General features: G+C 60.2%; 13 protein-coding genes. 10 read left to right on the plus strand and 3 right to left on the minus strand.

Annotated elements, in window-relative coordinates:
• Positions 1-66: 66 nt before the first annotated feature.
• Positions 67-3069, minus strand: coding sequence for a TonB-dependent receptor domain-containing protein (locus OUZ30_RS15130; protein WP_266183267.1), 3003 nt, complete (start codon positions 3067-3069; stop codon positions 67-69).
• A gap of 430 nt (positions 3070-3499) precedes the next feature.
• Here OUZ30_RS15130 and OUZ30_RS15135 point away from each other — a divergent pair, with 430 nt between their 5' ends.
• From OUZ30_RS15135 to OUZ30_RS15160, 6 genes are all read left to right on the plus strand, one after another.
• Positions 3500-4105 (plus strand): hypothetical protein, encoded by a 606-nt coding sequence (locus OUZ30_RS15135; protein ID WP_266183268.1) that lies wholly within the window; start codon positions 3500-3502, stop codon positions 4103-4105.
• A 237-nt stretch (positions 4106-4342) separates the two neighbouring features.
• Positions 4343-5251 (plus strand): tetratricopeptide repeat protein, encoded by a 909-nt coding sequence (locus OUZ30_RS15140; RefSeq protein WP_266183269.1) that lies wholly within the window; start codon positions 4343-4345, stop codon positions 5249-5251.
• Positions 5252-5517: 266 nt separating this feature from the next.
• Positions 5518-6069, plus strand: coding sequence for a hypothetical protein (locus OUZ30_RS15145; protein ID WP_266183270.1), 552 nt, complete (start codon positions 5518-5520; stop codon positions 6067-6069).
• Between the two features lie 39 nt (positions 6070-6108).
• Positions 6109-6861: a hypothetical protein gene (locus OUZ30_RS15150; protein WP_266183271.1), complete on the plus strand. Its 753-nt coding sequence runs from the start codon at positions 6109-6111 to the stop codon at positions 6859-6861.
• Between the two features lie 222 nt (positions 6862-7083).
• Positions 7084-7854 carry a TIGR00266 family protein gene (locus OUZ30_RS15155; protein WP_266183272.1) on the plus strand — a complete coding sequence of 257 codons (771 nt, stop codon included), beginning with the start codon at positions 7084-7086 and terminating at the stop codon, positions 7852-7854.
• Between the two features lie 152 nt (positions 7855-8006).
• The gene (locus tag OUZ30_RS15160; protein ID WP_266183273.1) at positions 8007-9908 is read left to right on the plus strand and encodes an aspartyl protease family protein; all 1902 of its coding nucleotides are present in this window, start codon (positions 8007-8009) and stop codon (positions 9906-9908) included.
• Between the two features lie 117 nt (positions 9909-10025).
• On the opposite strand, the gene OUZ30_RS15165 is transcribed toward OUZ30_RS15160, so the two are convergent.
• On the minus strand, positions 10026-11591 hold the full coding sequence (locus OUZ30_RS15165) for a phospholipase D-like domain-containing protein (protein WP_266183274.1): 1566 nt from the start codon (positions 11589-11591) through the stop codon (positions 10026-10028).
• 320 nt (positions 11592-11911) lie between these two features.
• Complete coding sequence (locus OUZ30_RS15170) at positions 11912-13384, minus strand: helix-turn-helix transcriptional regulator (protein ID WP_266183275.1); 1473 nt, start codon at positions 13382-13384, stop codon at positions 11912-11914.
• A gap of 172 nt (positions 13385-13556) precedes the next feature.
• On the opposite strand from OUZ30_RS15170, the gene OUZ30_RS15175 reads away from it, so the two are divergent.
• The 4 genes from OUZ30_RS15175 to OUZ30_RS15190 all read left to right on the plus strand — a co-directional run bounded on the left by OUZ30_RS15175 (position 13557) and on the right by OUZ30_RS15190 (position 15928).
• The gene (locus OUZ30_RS15175) at positions 13557-13718 is read left to right on the plus strand and encodes a hypothetical protein (RefSeq protein WP_266183276.1); all 162 of its coding nucleotides are present in this window, start codon (positions 13557-13559) and stop codon (positions 13716-13718) included.
• A gap of 46 nt (positions 13719-13764) precedes the next feature.
• Entirely contained in the window at positions 13765-14109 is a 345-nt protein-coding gene (locus tag OUZ30_RS15180) for a BON domain-containing protein (protein ID WP_266183277.1), read from the plus strand.
• Between the two features lie 60 nt (positions 14110-14169).
• The gene (locus tag OUZ30_RS15185; protein ID WP_266149941.1) at positions 14170-14367 is read left to right on the plus strand and encodes a CsbD family protein; all 198 of its coding nucleotides are present in this window, start codon (positions 14170-14172) and stop codon (positions 14365-14367) included.
• A 283-nt stretch (positions 14368-14650) separates the two neighbouring features.
• Positions 14651-15928 (plus strand): NRAMP family divalent metal transporter, encoded by a 1278-nt coding sequence (locus tag OUZ30_RS15190; protein WP_266183278.1) that lies wholly within the window; start codon positions 14651-14653, stop codon positions 15926-15928.
• Positions 15929-16192: the final 264 nt, after the last annotated feature.

Here is a 16192-nt window from a genome sequence, read left to right on the forward strand (position 1 = left end):
ATGGAGTTGTGGGCCATCCCTTCGGGGTGCAGGCCGTGAGGGGCTGCCTGCACACGCGGTGCGACATCAGTAGTCGTAGGTGGCACTCAGCCGTACAAAGCGCGGCTGCTGTCTGACCACGGCGGAGCCGTAGAGCGGGTCAGGCGTGCCGGGGGAAATCTGGTAGAAGGGATACGCATTGAGGATGGCCTGGGAATTGAACAGGTTGAACACGTTCAACGAGAAGCCGAGCTTGCCCGCGGCGAACGACGGTCGATAACTGGCGCCGACATCCAGCTGCTTGTTCCACGGCAGACGATATGTACCTGGCGGCGAAGGTTGGCCGCCGCACCAGTGGTAGTAACTGCCATAGCCCACCGGGTCTGTCTGGTTGGGGCCGTAGTAACCGAGGCAGTTACGCGGGTTGCCCGACACCAGGGACACATTGCCCGAGACCTGCCATTCCGGGGTGATCTGGTAGTAGCCGAACAACTTGATCTGGTGAGTGTGGTCGTTGCTCTGCGGACCGTTGCTATTGGACATCAAGGCAGGGAAGTCCCAGTCGATACTGGTCGACGCCGCGGTCTGCTGGATATCCGAACGCAGCTGGCCTTCCGTGTTGCCGTAGCTGCGCGAGAACACGTAGTCGATCTTGCCGTACCAATGGCCGTCGAACGGGTGTTCAAGAAAGGTTTCCAGTGCGTAGTACTTGCGAATGAGCGGCGGGAAGCCCATTTCCGCGTTGCTCAGGCTGACGCTGCGGTAGGCGCCGCTGGTGTCGATCACCGTAAAGGTATTGGCCCGGCCCGGATTGATCAGGTAGCAACTATTGGTCGAATTGACGTCGTAGCCCAGCGCGGCCGCCTTGTTCTCGATGGCGCCCACATCGCAATAATCATCGATGCCGCTGCGCAGTATGCGCTGGGTCAGCTTGGAGCCGTAGACCCAGGTGTCGTCGATGGCCTTGGTCAGGCCGAGGATGAATTCGTCCTGGTGCTCCGGCGTGATGTTCTGTGCCGTGACCGTCTTCGGGTCAGGCAGCACGCCATAGGTATTGTTCGGCGACACGGCGTTGGAGAACGGCACTAATCCGGTCGGCGTGCCGTCGGGGGCGATGCCGCTATAGGTGAAGTACTGCTGGGTCGCCACATAGGCGCCGGCCGCGTTCAAGGCAGGGTTGAGCGGCAGGCCGAGATAGTAGCGGCCGGCATTACCGTACACCTTGAAACTGGCATCGCCGTTCACGTCCCAGCTGAAGCCCAGTCGTGGTGCCCATTGCGGCCGGCGCTGGCGGATATAAGGCTGGCCATCGGCGTTGTAGTCGGTGAACTGATCATTGCGCAGCCCCAAGGACAGCAGCCAGCGATCCGTGACCTGCCACTTGTCTTCGACATACTGCGCGCGCTGGACAGAGCGGACACTCGCAATCGAGCTGTTGATGTACTGCACCGCATAGTAGCCACCGGCACCGTTCGGATAGTTCGCCGGCGCGCCGACGCCGAGGTTCGGAATCAAGGCCACCGTCGGTGTCGTCGTGTAGCCGTAGCCCCAGTAGTAACCCGGGCCGGAAGTTTGGCTGCCCTGGTCGATGGCGCGCGCATTCTGGTTGTCGATACCTGCCGCCAGCGTGTGCGAGCCCAACTGATAGGTCAGGTCGAGGCGAAGGTTGTTGCTGGTGTTGTGGCGGTTCGGGTTGTACAGCGATTGCGTCACCTGGCCATTGCCGATCGGTGTGCCGCCGTTGAGGGCAGGGTTCTGGTTCTGGATGTCCGTGAGATAGGTGAGGCTGCTGTCGTAATTGCCCGGCACATCCTGGTTGTCCAGCCTCATCTTGCCGTACAGCGCGGTGAGCGTGAGGCTGTCGGTGATATAGCTGGTGAACTTGGCGGAATACAGGTCGCCGCCGGTCTTGATGTTGTCCGCATCGTTGATGAAGGCACCGCGCGTCAGCGTGGTGAAGTTGTAGCCGTAGATGCTGCCCGAGGTGCTCTGCTTGTTCGACGCGCCGGTCAGTTCAAGGATATTGCTGTCGGTGATGTTCCAGTCGAGCTTGCCGTACCACTTCGGCAACGAGTCCCGGTAGTCCACGAATGGCTTGGCACTGGAGACACCATTGACCGTCGAGCCGTCCTGCTTCGATACCTCGCCGGCGAGGAACAGAAACAGCTTGTCCTTGATCAGCGGGCCGCCGATATAGGCGTCATACGTGGTGGTCCACTGGCGGTTGCGGCTATTGGGGTCATACAGGCTGCCGGCAATCGGCGAGGCGGGCAGGCCGTTCGTGTAGTACGTATTGCTGGCGTCGGCACGGGCGAATGCCGGTTCCCACAGCAGCTGTCCACCGAAGTGCCAGTCGTCGGTGCCACGCTTGCCGACCATGTTGATCACGCCGCCGTCCGAGCGACCGTATTGCGCACTGTAGCCGCCGGTATAGATCTCCTGCTGCTCGATGGCGCCATAGGGAAGGGTGAGGCCGCCCAGCCCGCGCTGCGTCTCCGTGGTGTTGAAGCCGTTGATGTAATAAGCGTTTTCGCTGGCCGAAGAGCCGCCGAAGGTGACCAGCGACTGGCCCGACGGCCCGGTGTATCCGCCACTGTTGTTGGTCACGCCAGGGGCGAGCAAGGCAATCGCCTCGGCGGAGCGCCCGAGCGGCAGCCTCGCGAGTTCGGAAGCCGTAATGACGGTGCGCGAATCGACGCTGGTGACGTCGATCAGCGGCGTGGTATTTGCGCTCACGGTCACCGCGCCGAGACTCTTGGCGGCGCTTTCAAACGAGACTTCCGTGCCGCTTCCTACACGAAGCCCGATGTCATTGCGTGAGTCGACGACGTGGCCATCGCGCAGGAAAGACACCGTGTACGTGCCCAGGGGCAGCTCCGATGCGACATAGCGACCACGGCTATCGACCGGAACCTCGCGCGAAATGCCCGTGGTGCTTTTGATCAGGATGGTTTCGCCACCGGCCACCGGAACCTGTCCGAAGATGCTGCCAGTGGTGGACTGCGCAACGGCGGGTGTGCTGGAAAGACTTACGGCCGCGGCGATCGCAAACGACAGGACGCGGGTTGCTAACGCAATCTGCTTATTCAATTAGAGCGACTCTCAAACGTGGCGTGGTGGCGCACACATGCCGCCGCATGCGTACACATGCGCGTCAAAGGGGCCTTCCATGCCCGCGAGTGTGGTCACTGCCTGGATCTTGGGGGAGCTCCTGTTGCCAGGAGCGGGTATGTCCCAGTGTCTCAAGGTCCCCTTGGCGAGTTCATCGCATCGACACTGAGGGGTGGCTATATAAATACCTGGACTGCGCAGGATATAAAGGGGTCGGCATATGAGCATTTCGCATGCCGGTAGAACGGCTGGTTATATGACCGCCACCGATCAGGGCATGGGGCATTAGAGCCGGACGTCCAGGCTTGAAGCGGGCTCACGAGAAAATGTTCCAAGCATGACCTTGAGCAAGCTTCAGTGCGCCTCATGATTTCTTTTCGCCACCGCTTGAACTCAGCAGGAGGTCAACGTGTACCGGATGGAATTGACGGCTTCGAAGTTCGCCATCTCGTTGTTTGTCGGGACGACAGCATTATTCGGCACCCTGCCATCGGCGCTGGCCGCCGATAGTTCAAGCAATCCAACCGCCATATTCGCCGCGCCGCAACGCGACGGGTCCCGAGATTTCGATTTCCTGATCGGCGATTGGAAGGCCCATGTTCGCCGTCTACCCGATCGTCTAAACAACTCCACGTCCTGGGACGAATACGACGGCATCTCCAATCACCACAAATTGCTCGATACGAATGCCAATTTCGAGCAGTTTGAAGTGACGAGCCCGGACCGGAAGCTACACATCAAGGCGCAGACCTTGCGGATGTACAACCCGGAAACGCACCAATGGAGCATCTATGGCCTGGATCTGGACAAAGGTGAACTGGACGCTGCCGTCATCGGCGAATTCCACGGCAATCGCGGCGAGTTCTACAACCACCAGACGTGGAAGGGGCGGGTGATTTTTGTCCGCTGGATGTGGCTAAACATCTCGCCGACAGCGGCGCGCATGGAACAATCGTTCTCTCCCGATGGCGGCAAACATTGGGAAGTCAACTGGATCTGTGAGTTGTCGCGGTAGAGGGAAGTCACGCCCGGACCGTCACTCATACGTCGGCAACCGGCACAACCTGGCTGCCAAGGCGGGGCGATGTCGGCTTGCGCATCGATGCTGTGTTGCGCTCACCGGCTTAAATCACACCGTTAAGCGGACATAATCCATGGTTGGCCGAAAGCCCCCCCGTCGTTGTGTTGCGCGAGGCGGGGCAACGAATGTACGTTACTGCGCACCCCACCTCAGACAATCAAAGGCAGCGCCATGGCTCTTCGGAAGCTAGTGACGTACTGTACGTTTTGTCTTTTCACCGGGCTCGCGGCCTCTTCCGCACTCGCCCAAACCGCTGCCGATCAGCCGCTTCCGACCATCCCCATCGACGCCAAGCCGTCGTCCAAGACGGTTCCGTTTCACGACCCGACCGCCGATCAGTCGGATGGCGAGTCGGGTGCCTTCAATACCCCGACCAGTGACGGCAAGCCCGGCGAGTACTACTTCCACCTCGGTGTCGAGGCCACCACCAAGCGCGACTTCGCGCATGCCATGGCGATGTACAAGATCGCCGCGTCCTGGGCGTATAAACCCGCGGAATACAACCTCGGCGTGATGTATCTCAGCGGCCAGGGCACGGCCGTGGATTTACCGCAAGCCATGGCCTGGATGGCGCTGGCCGCGGAACGCGACGATGCGCAATACGTGCGGGCTCGCCAGCTGGTTTATACGAACCTGACGCCGGAGCAATTCGCCAAGGCCAATGAGATCTGGCGTCAGCTGCTACCCAAGTATGGCGATGCCGCCGCGCTTCCCCGTGCCAAGGCGCGCTGGCATGAAGCGCTGAGCAATGCCACGGGTTCGCGCGTGGGGTCGTCCGCCGCCCATGTGGAAGTCGGGGGCGTCGCCGGTACCTCCAACCATATGAACTCGCCGAACTATGACGTGCATGACGGCGGTCATGTCGGCACCAGTCCCGCCGAAGTTGCAGGTATTCAGCAGAGCGATGGTGCGGTGGCCTATCAGCAGTTGCGCTCCACCGACAATCCTTACGATCCCAAGCTCACGCCGAGCACGGGCACGGTCCGGGTAGGCGACCTCTCCCAGGTCAAGAAGAAGGACGGCGAAGCCGCCAAAGACACGAGCGCGGCGACGGATGCTGCCAACCAGGGGCACCCTTGAGAAGGGTGGCCGAAGCTGCTCCCCGATTACCCTCGGAGCGCCGAATACCGCTTCGAGGGTGATGGCCTTATTCAGTCACGTGGCTTAAAGCCGCGATGTCGATCACGAGTTGTTTCAGCCCATAGGTACGACGCTGCCGTCTCGTTCCTTCGATTCGTCTCGCGTTGACGTCTAGATGTACCCGCCGTCCTCACTGGATCCGTAGATTCATTTACGTCTCGACCCATAGCGCCACCGAAGAGGTGCGAGCTAACTAAGGAGAAGTCATGCGCAACCGCACGTTGATGGGCACGTTCTTGGGTTCGTTGCTGTTGACTGGCTGCGCCAGCACGCCCGCGACGGGAGATGCCGCAGCGCAATTATTTGGCGCGAACGATGCGCCTCAATTCCATGCCTATTTGGCGTGCACGAGCAACACGGTCGATTGCGCCATCGTTGAACGCGCATTCGATCGCTGGGCGGACGCCCGCCACGTCAAGCTGGATACTGTCATGCCTGACAATCAAGCCTTCAACGCCGGGGCACCATCGCCTGTGGCGGAGCGGTCGGTACCTTATCGCCTGACGATGCGTTATGTGCCTGACCTATCCGCGCCTGCGAACCCCTTGGGTGGCGGAAGCATGCCGTTGATGATCAGCTATGCCGCGTCCGTCCAGCTATTCGACGCGCAGACCGGACGCTTGTTGAAGACGATGTCGTTCAAGGACAAGACAGTCATCGACCAGAACGGTGGCGCGGCAAATCCCTATATCAACACTCAGGTGAACGCGTTCCTGAAGCACGTCGATCCAACCTATGTGAAGCTGTCGGCGTCGTGATCCGTCCCCACGCGGGCCGCAGGCCAGAAAAGGGCAAGCATGGCGCTGACTGAGGATCAATCCAGCCGGCAGGCCGTGTCGAAGCTCGGTACTGAAGCGATTGAGCCGCTCGTCGGAACTTTCTTCGTCACGTCGACTTGGTTGCCGGGTAAGCGTTCTTCCAGCGCTGTACATGGCGAGGCGATGATCACCAAGAGAGGAACCTTCATGCAGTCATTAATGCGAATGACGGTCATTTTGGCGGCGGTCGCTCTGCAAGGATGCGCGGGAACGCCAACCGTGCTGGACAAGGCTCAACAGCAATCGCTCAGTTCGATGCAGTTGTTCAACAAGGATGCCAGTCCAAGGTTCATTGCGTACGTGGCCTGCACCAGCGAAGACGAGAGCTGCGCCACGGTGCACAAGATTTTCTCAGAGTGGGCAAATCAGCGGCAGGTCACGCTTCACCTGATTGATGCCGACGACGCCATGTTCAAAGGCGTTACCGTTTCGCCGAGTAAGGCGGCAAACAAGCCATACCGGCTTGCCATCAAGATCAATCCGCTGCTGGTACCTAGCTTTTTCCAGTTAAGGGGCGGTCAACATCCCATGGGCGGCTACTATCCGCCCAGAGTCGGGTACAGGGCGACGGTCTATGTAGTGGATGCGACTTCGGGTGCCATCCTTCAGGAGCTTCCTGTCCATCACGAAGTTACGGCAAATCCCAACGACACCGCCAACGGCTACGTGCAGCGCGTGGTGGACACGCTGCTCACATCGCTTGATCCAACGTACCGTCCCTCAGACAGGTAGGCGCCAACACGGCCTGCTACAAACTGTCTGAGCAGTCGAGCTTTCCACGTCAGCTGTGTCCGCTTCCGACCCGTTATGGAAATTTCGACCCGTTCTCAGTGACCATGACACGGCGGGGGGATCGTTGGCCGCGAGGGCGGGGCGGAATACTCATGCCACGCCCTGAGGCGTTCTTCAGAAAACTCACTTGCATCCATCCATCCATCATCAAGAGAACACGACATGCAGACACGTTTACAGGGCACGGTGATGCCTGTACTGGAAGTGCAGCTTGACCCGAATGACAGCGTCTTCGCCGAGAGCGGGGAGCTCTCGTGGATGACGGCATCGATCCAGATGACCACTCACACACAGATGGGCGGTGGCGGTGGGCTGATGGGTATGTTCAAGCGCGTGGTTGGCGGCGGCAGCTTGTTCATGACCGAGTACCGGGCCGTGCAGGCGCCGGGGCAGGTTGCTTTTGCCACCAAGGTGCCGGGCCACATCGTGCCGGTATCGGTGAGCCCGGGTAACGAATACCTGGTGCATCGGCATGGCTTTCTTTGTGCCACGCCGCAAGTCACCCTGGGCGTGGGTTTTCAACAGTCGCTCGGTGCCGGCATCTTCGGCGGCGATGGCTTCAGGCTGCAAAAAGTCGGCGGCACGGGTACGGCGTGGCTTGAACTCTCTGGCGAGCTGATCCGGAAGGATTTGGCGCCCGGCGAAACCTTGCGGGTTCACCCTGGACACGTGGGCGCGTTCCAGGCTTCTGTCAGCTTTCAGATAACCACGGTTCCCGGCATCAAGAATGCAATCTTCGGCGGGGACGGCCTCTTTCTGGCGGTGCTTTCCGGCCCCGGGACAGTCTGGCTGCAGACGCTACCGATCTCGCGCCTGGCGCACCAGATTGCCGAATACTTACCCAATAACGAAAGCGGCGGCGGCCGAGCAGTAGTCGGCGGCGGCCTTCTGGGAGGCATCGTGGGCTCCTTGCTGAGCGGCGACGACAAGTGATTCGAGTTGGGAATGGAAAGTAAGGAGACCCTATCCTCTGCGGCGACATCTCGTCGAGATTGAGTGGCCCGGAACTTTAGAGTCCAGTCCCTGTAAACGTGGTCCCGGTTTTTGACGATTCGTACCGGGAGATAGGCCTAGAATTCCCACAGATGCCGCGTGCGGCGGTATTTCCCGCGGACATCGGAAAGGCAGCAATGCGCAGCTCATCCGCCGGGGAGAACGTATGCTCGTCGCGCTACTCATCGTCGCAAATAGATTCAGCCGCCATGGCAAACAGGGGGATGCTGATGGATAAGTTGCGTATTTGCTGCCTTGCCATGGGCGTGCTGCTCGCGGGCCAAGCCTGGGCCGACGGCTGCCATTTGACCAGTTACGGCACCTTACCCGTGGAAATGGTCGGCGAGCGCGCCACGACCATGGTCAAGATCAATGGCACCAATACGCGCTTCATTCTCGATACCGGAGCCTTCTTCAACATCATGTCGAGTGCCAACGCGGCGTCGCTTGGGCTCAAGCTGGAACCTGCGCCATTTGGTTATCGCATCAGCGGCGTTGGAGGCACTGCGAACATCCAGCAAACACACGTCAAGGAATTCGGCATCCTCGACACGACGCTCAAAAACGTGGATTTCATTGTCGGCGGAACCGATGCCGGTGATGGCTTGCTCGGCGCCATGCTGCTCGATTTCTCCGACCTTGAAATCGATCTTGCACAGGGCAAGTTGACCCTGTTCAAAACGGAGCACTGCGATAAAGCATCGCTCGCGTATTGGGTAAAGGATGGCAACTACAACGTCGCCGATATCGAACCGGCCTCGAGCGAGTCCGACCGGCGCACCTTTCTCAGTGTGACGATCAATGGCAGGAAGGTGCGCGCGGTGCTCGATTCGGGAGCAGCCGCCACCCTGCTGAGTCGTGACGCCGCCGAGCGAGCCGGCATCAATCTAAAGGCGCCAGACATCAAGGCTGACATCGGCTACGGCATTGGCGGTAAGAAGCTCAAGACCTGGACGGTCAACATTGACTCGTTCTCGGTCGGTTCGGAAACGATCCAGCACAGTCAGATGCAGGTTCTTGACGGAAGAATGGGCGACAACACCGACATGCTGCTTGGCGTGGATTTTCTCCTCGCCCATCGTATGTTCATTGCCAACAGCAAGAAGAAGGCTTATTTCACCTATAACGGCGGACGCGTATTTTCTCTTGCCGAAGCACCGAGTGGCGGCGACCAATCCGATGCGGGTGCGGCTTCCGACGCCCATGGGGCGGCGCCAAAAACCGCGGCCGAGTACGCTCTTCGAGGCCAAGCCCACCTGTCTCGCGGTGAACCGCACGCTGCCGTCGCCGATCTCGACGAAGCCATCCGCATGCTGCCTGATCAATCCGCTTACTATGTTGCACGTGCAACGGCGCATGCGGCGGACAAACGGCCCGATGCCGCGATCACTGATTTGGACAAATCCTTGAGCCTGGATCCGAAGAACGTCGATGCGCTGCTGATGCGCGCCGAACTTCGCCTCGCCCAGAAGGACCGCACGGGTGCCGCGTCCGATGTGGCGGCAGCAAGCGCGTTGGCACCTTCCGGATCAACGCGGGCGCGTTCAGTCGCCGCCCTTTACATCCAACTCGATCAACCCACTGCGGCGTTACCGATGCTCGACGATTGGATTCGCCTGCATAACGGCGATGCCATGCTTGGCTCCGTGCTGAACGAGCGCTGTTGGGCGCGTGGTCTGAGCAATCAGATGCTCGACGATGCCTTGAGCGATTGCCGCAAGGCAATCAGGCGCGATGGCGAAAACCCGGCCTATCTCGACAGCCTGGGCCTGGTTGAGCTGCGGCTGGGGCATTATCCCGAGTCGATCAAGGCCTACGAGCAGGCCATGGCGAAAAACCCGACTTCTGCGTGGACGCGCTATGGCCTTGGCCTGGCGAAAATCCGCGGTGGCCAGACGGAGGCGGGTAAGGCTGATCTGGTCGCTGCGCGCACGCTTGATCCGCAAATTGAAGCACGTGCCACCAAGTACGGTTTGAACGCGACGGGGCCATAAGGCGAACACTACTGCGCCCATCGCGGTCGGGCCCGCCTATCCGTCGGCGTGGGTGGTGCAATGCACACTCGAATGTCGGCCAGCCATGCAGTCTCTGCAGGGAGGATCGATCAAGTGTTATAGCAAGCCATCGATGGGCAGCATGCGCAGAAAGGTCACCTCCATGCGCTTCTTCGTATTGGCTTCGGGCTCCTCGTGATAAATGACGTCCTTGCCATCATCGGTTGCGCGCCAACCAAGTCGATGAGAGTTTGGGTCGAGCGTGACTTGAAAAGCGTTGGCGGGGAGCGCCGCCGTGTTGAAAAACTCGGTTACGGCCTGAGCGAGACCGGGCGAGTCGACGATGATGCCCATTTCGGTATTCAACAACTTCGAGCGCTGATCCATGTTCAGCGAGCCAATGAAAACCTGCCGATCATCCACCACGATGGTCTTTGCATGCAGACTGACGCCGGAGGACTTGCCCAGTGTGGTCGATGGCTGGTTTTGGCCCGTGGAAGGTCTCAGCTCGTAAAGCATCACACCCCCTTCAAGAAGACTCTTGCGGTAGTGCACGTAACCGGCATGCGCCGCCGTCTCGTCGGTCGACGCGAGGGAATTCGTCAGCACCTTGACCGTTACGCCTCGTCGCACGAGGGACGTGAGATGCTCCGTGCCCTCATCTCCCGGAATGAAGTAGGGCGTGGTTGCCAGGATCTGGTGCTGCGAACCGTCGATCATCGCCTTGAGCTTGGGGCCGATGCGCAGGGCAGGCACGTCCTGGCTGGTTTCGATTTTCTCGGGCTGATCGGCGACCAGCTCGGCCTCCCCCCAGAACCAGGCGCCCCGCCGATCCGCGGTGGGACCATTGGGTAGCTCGTCCAATGCCGTTTGCGCATAGTCGGATTCCTTATACGCGCGCACTTTGCCTTGAAGGATCTGCCGCGCGACGCTCAAGCGCTGGGCGGAGTCGTCTGCGTTGGTCAGGCTTTTGAGCGGATAGGCGGCATCGCAATTCCAGTAATCATCGAAGGCTGCGGATGCCTGCTGCACGACGGGCCCGATCGCCACTACGTCGAGATCCCGAAAATGCGTGTCACTACCCGCATCGAAATAGGCATCCCCGATATTTCTTCCGCCAATGATGGCAACGCTGTTGTCGACGATGAAGGACTTGTTGTGCATGCGTCGATTGAGTCGACGCCACTCGAGCATGAATTGCGTTGCACGAGAAAGCGCGGACGGGTTCCTCGTCTGCAGGGGGTTGAACAGTCTCACCTTGATGTTGGGGTGTGAGTTGAGCGCATCGAACAAATGGTCTTCGTCGGTAAAATTGTTGTCGTCAATCAGGATTCGGACACGCACGCCGCGGTCTGCCGCTGTGAGCAGATGCTGCATCAACAGATGACCGGTCATGTCGTTCGCGAAAATGTAGTACTGAAGATCGATCGAATGCTTGGCGTGGTCCACCAGGGTGACGCGACTAAGCAGCGCATTGGTGCTAAGCGTCAGCAGGCGGAAGCCGGACTGATTCTGGTGCTTGTCGACTTCCGCCTGGGTGTACTTCGCGGACGGCGTATCGGCGGCCGGAGCCAGGTGATGTGACTCTGGCTTGTCAGTACTCGGCGGGAGCGAGCCACATGCCTGCAGCAAGAGGCAAAGCGCTGCGAAGGCATACGCGACGATCCGACGATCTGCTCGCATGTTCCCGCTCCAGGACGACTAGTCAGAACGATGTTTCGGACTTGCATGCACCGGGTACGAGCCGACCGTTTAACACACTTCGATGCTATCCGTACTGACTGCGCTGCGGAAAATCGCGTTGGTTCGGGCTGATAGCGTGCAAAATCCCTTGCGTGTCCGTGGTGTTGCGCGGATTCGCACGTTTTACCTGATGTTGCCCGCGGTTAATCGAGGTGCTGTGAGGACGCATCGTGGCTCGTCGCGTCCCGCCACCGAAGCGCAGGCCAGCGCGCTGACAGCTGGCGGATGGACTCGTCTTATCTCTGGGCGGCCGACTCACTTCAATAACCAATCACACCGCGTTCACGCCCCCAAATCACCGCTGCACTGCGTCGATTGACGCCGATCTTGCCGTACAGGGTTGCGACATGGTTGCGCACGGTATTTCGCGAGAGCCGCAGGGTGGCCGCCATGTCTTCGTCGCTGTGACCCTTGCATATGAGAACCAGCACCTCCCTCTCGCGCGGCGTCAGATCGTCCAGCCCTGACGTCGCATGACTTCCTTTGCCCGAGTCTCTCACTTGAGCCAGCTTTTCCAGCACGGTCCTGCTGAACCAGGACGCATCCTGCATCACGGCATCGATCGCCGCGATCAGGTCCATCTCCGATCGCTTTCGCTCCGTGATGTCCTGCGCCACACAGAGGACGCAGGACTGGTCCTGGATGATCACCGGCTCGCCCGAAAACAGGCAATCGATGATGGCTCCATCGCGTGTGCGCAGGGCTATTTCCTGTTCCCGTACAGCTTCCTGTGCGTCCAGTCGGGCCTGGAGTTCGCGATAGAGCTTCGGGTCGTTCCATAGCTGCAGCTCGGTCGTGGTCTTTCCCAGGATGTCCTCGGTTGCATGTCCGGTCACGCTGGAAAACGCCGTATTGACCTCGATGATGCGTAGCTCAGGCAGCGCACAAACCATCATGGGGACGGGGGCGAGGCGGAACGCTTTGGAGAAGCGTTCCTCGCTGTGAGCCAGCGAAATTTCCGCCTTCTTGCGCGCCTCGAGATCGATGAAGGTGAAGAGCATGCAATTATCCTCTTCGATCACGATGGGTTGACCGGCCACGATGACGAACTTCTCCTCCCCGCCGGGTAGACGCAGCACCGCCTCTCTCTGCGCAATGGTCTTCCATTCCTGAAGGCACTGCACGGCCGTCTCGCGGTCATCGGCTTTCTCCAGTACATCCAACTCGTACATGGAGTGATCGATGACGTCGCCGCGGTCGTAGGCGGTCATTTCAAGGAAGCCCTGATTGACCTTGATGTATCGCAAATCCGATAACCGGCAGATCAGCGCGGGCGCGGGATTCGCGTTGAAGGCTCGTTCAAACCGATCCTCGGCGTTATAACGATCGGTGACGTCTTGCATGACCAGGACCATCGACTCGCCCAGGCTTGCCGAATCGGTCAGGATCAGGCTGCGTATCTGATGAACGCGGAAAAAGTCTTCGTCGTCGGGCCGCGTCACCTGGACGACCACGTCGCGACACAGCTCGCCTCTGAGCACACGCTCGATCGGATACTGCGCCGCCTTGAGGGCGTGATGGTTTCGATAGGTGAGAATGAAGTGCTTTCGATACTGCGTGGCGTTGGCGCCGAGATCGGCCAATTTATCAACGCCGTGTATCGCCAGGGCAGTCTCGTTCGCCCAGACGATCGAATGGTCCGGATCCAGCAGCAAAATGCCCTCGGTGAGGCCTGCGATGATCTGCTGTAGCTGGCCCCGATCGACCTTCGGTCTGGAAGTTTTCGCGCCCATGGTCACCCCACAGCACTTCTTCGATCTAGCACGTTTAGCGCAAAGCCACGCCTCTCCCCTGGCAAGAATACTAGATCAACTAGTGCCACTTGCTCTGGTCGGCATCGACCGCGACTCGTAGGTTGAATTCACCACCGAGCACTCGGTGGGTTTTCCATCAACGGAGATAGCGATGAATACGACCCCTAAGCCCGACCCCCATCAGTCCCCCGAGCGCAAACCAATGTCGCCGCAGCGTGATGACGACAAGCAGCATCACGGACAGTCCAAGCCCAGCGATCCGAACCAGCAGGATCATCGTGGTGCTGATCGTGACGCGAACCACAAGCGCTAAGACATAGCCAGAGCGGGCGTTTCGGCGCCCGAAAGACGAGGTTTTTATGCGATTCCCCAACACGATTCCCGCGTTCGCCCTGGCGGCGCTGCTTTCGCTTGGAGCCTGGGTGAGTCCTGGGCAAGCGGTCCAGGCCTCGCCTGTGCAGGACAGCCAGGCTCACTCAGACCAGCCCACGTCGGATACATGGATAACCACCAAGGTGAAAGCCGAGCTGGCCTCCACCGACGGCGTGAAAAGCACCGACATTTCGGTCAAGACCGTCAACGGAGAGGTCACCCTCATTGGTGTCCTGGCTAGCGATACGGCCGTCAAAAAGGCGGTTGCCGCGGCCAGGGGCGTCAAGGGCGTGACGAACGTCGATGCATCCGGCCTCAAGGTCAAGGACTAGCGAGCGCTTGCCAGGCCGCCACGGCCAAGGCATGTGCCAACCCATCAAGAGGATTCACGCATGAACGATGACAAGATCAAGGGGCAATGGAAACAACTTAGCGGGAAGCTCAAGGCGAAGTGGGGGAAGCTGACCGACGACGACCTCAAGGTCGCTGAGGGAAATAGCGAATATCTCGCGGGCAAGCTGCAGGAGCGCTATGGCATTGCCAGGGACGAGGCAGAGAAGCAGATCAGGGAATTCGACGGAAAGCTGTAATCGCGATGTCGGAAGGCGGCCATCGCGCCGCCTTCCCTGGCGGAGAGCGTAGCCATGAAAAAATACCTTCTTGCGTGGTTGCTGGGCGTGCCCCTCGGCCTGCTGCTTCTCATCTACTTCTTCACCCACGTGTTCTAGCCGCACCCGGCGCACGGGTTGCCGCCGGCCGGGAGCCCTGCGCCGAAGATGGGCTGACTTGGCAGGCCATGCGCAACGTGCCAGCGCACGTTGACTCGGAGTGAACAAAGTTAGGCTCACGATGCGGGGCAATTTAGTCGCGGCCATGACGATGTCAGGCGAGGACGGCAGCGGTCCCTCCCTTTTCAAGCGGCTTGGCGCTGGCCTGATCGCGGGCGCGGCAGACGATGACCCCAGTGGCATTGCAACCTACTCACAGGTAGGCGCCGCTTACGGTTACGCGACGATCTGGAGTTTGGTGCTGGCGATGCCGCTGATGATCGCGATCCAGGCCATCAGCGCCCAGATCGGTCGCGCGTCCGGCCGGGACATCGGTTCAAACCTGCGCAAACACTATCCGCCTGCATGGGTTCGCTCGCTGATACTCATGGTGGTGGTCGCCAACGTGATCAATCTGGCAGCGGACTTCGGGGCCATGGGCGCAGCGCTCAAGCTGCTGATTGGCGGACCGGCCCACCTGTATGTGGCTGCTTTCGCCATCTTGTCGGTCGTGCTGCAGGTTTTTATTCCGTTCTCGCGCTATTCGCCGGTCCTGAAGTTGCTGACCTTGAGCCTGTTTGCCTACGTCGCCACCGTGTTCGTCATTCATGTGCCGTGGGTCGACGTCATCAAGGGAACCGTCCTGCCCAAGGCCGCGCTCAATGCCCGCTACGCGGTGGCGATCGTCGCGGTGCTCGGCACCACGATAAGCCCGTATCTCTTCATCTGGCAGGCGGCGCAAGAGGTCGAGGAGATGCGTGCCAGTGACGAGCGTGAGCCGCTCAAGCACGCCCCGGAACAAGGCGCCGACGCGCTCCAGCGCATTCGGCTGGATACCTCGATCGGCATGGTGTTCTCCAACATCGTGGCCGGTTGCATCATCCTGACGGCGGCCGTCGTACTGCATGCGCACGGCAAGACCGATATCCAGTCGTCGTCGGATGCAGCCGAAGCGCTGCGTCCCCTGGCCGGGCGATTCGCCTTTGTGCTGTTTGCTGCCGGCATTATCGGCACCGGCTTGCTGGCGGTGCCCGTGCTGGCAGGTTCCACCGCCTTTGCCGCGGCAGGCGTCCTCGGCTATCCCTCTGGCCTGGAGCACAAGCTGCAGCGGGCCAAGTTGTTCTATGGCGTCTTGATCCTGTCGAGCCTGGCGGGTGTGGCGCTTAACTTCACGCCGATCGACCCGATCAAGGCGCTGTACTGGAGCGCCGTGATCAATGGCGTGGCGGCCGTGCCCATGATGGTGATGATCATGCTGGTGAGCACGAATCACCGAATCATGGGTGAGTACACCTTGAACCCCTCACTGAAAGTCTGGGGCTGGATTGCCACCGCAGTCATGACGACCGCCGCTGTCGTGATGTTTGCGACCTGGGGCAAGTGATGCGCGGTGGAGGTCAGCAGCGTGAGCCTTGGTCGAAGTCCATGGGTCCTGACGGCGCATGTCCGACGTCGCCCATCTGCCGGCGTGAAAACTTTCGCTGCCAGCCCGGCGCTGTTCGCGCGGCTGTGTGATATATCTCTGGTGCCATCGGGGGATGGCGGCCATGCAGGGCGCAAAGAGACGGGGCGGGTGATCGTCGACGATATCGGGGACTCCCGATACCCGGCCCAGCCGGGGGCGCTCAGCTGGCCAGGCAGACAAGAA

It is taken from the genome of Dyella humicola (assembly GCF_026283945.1).
GTDB lineage: Bacteria > Pseudomonadota > Gammaproteobacteria > Xanthomonadales > Rhodanobacteraceae > Dyella > Dyella humicola.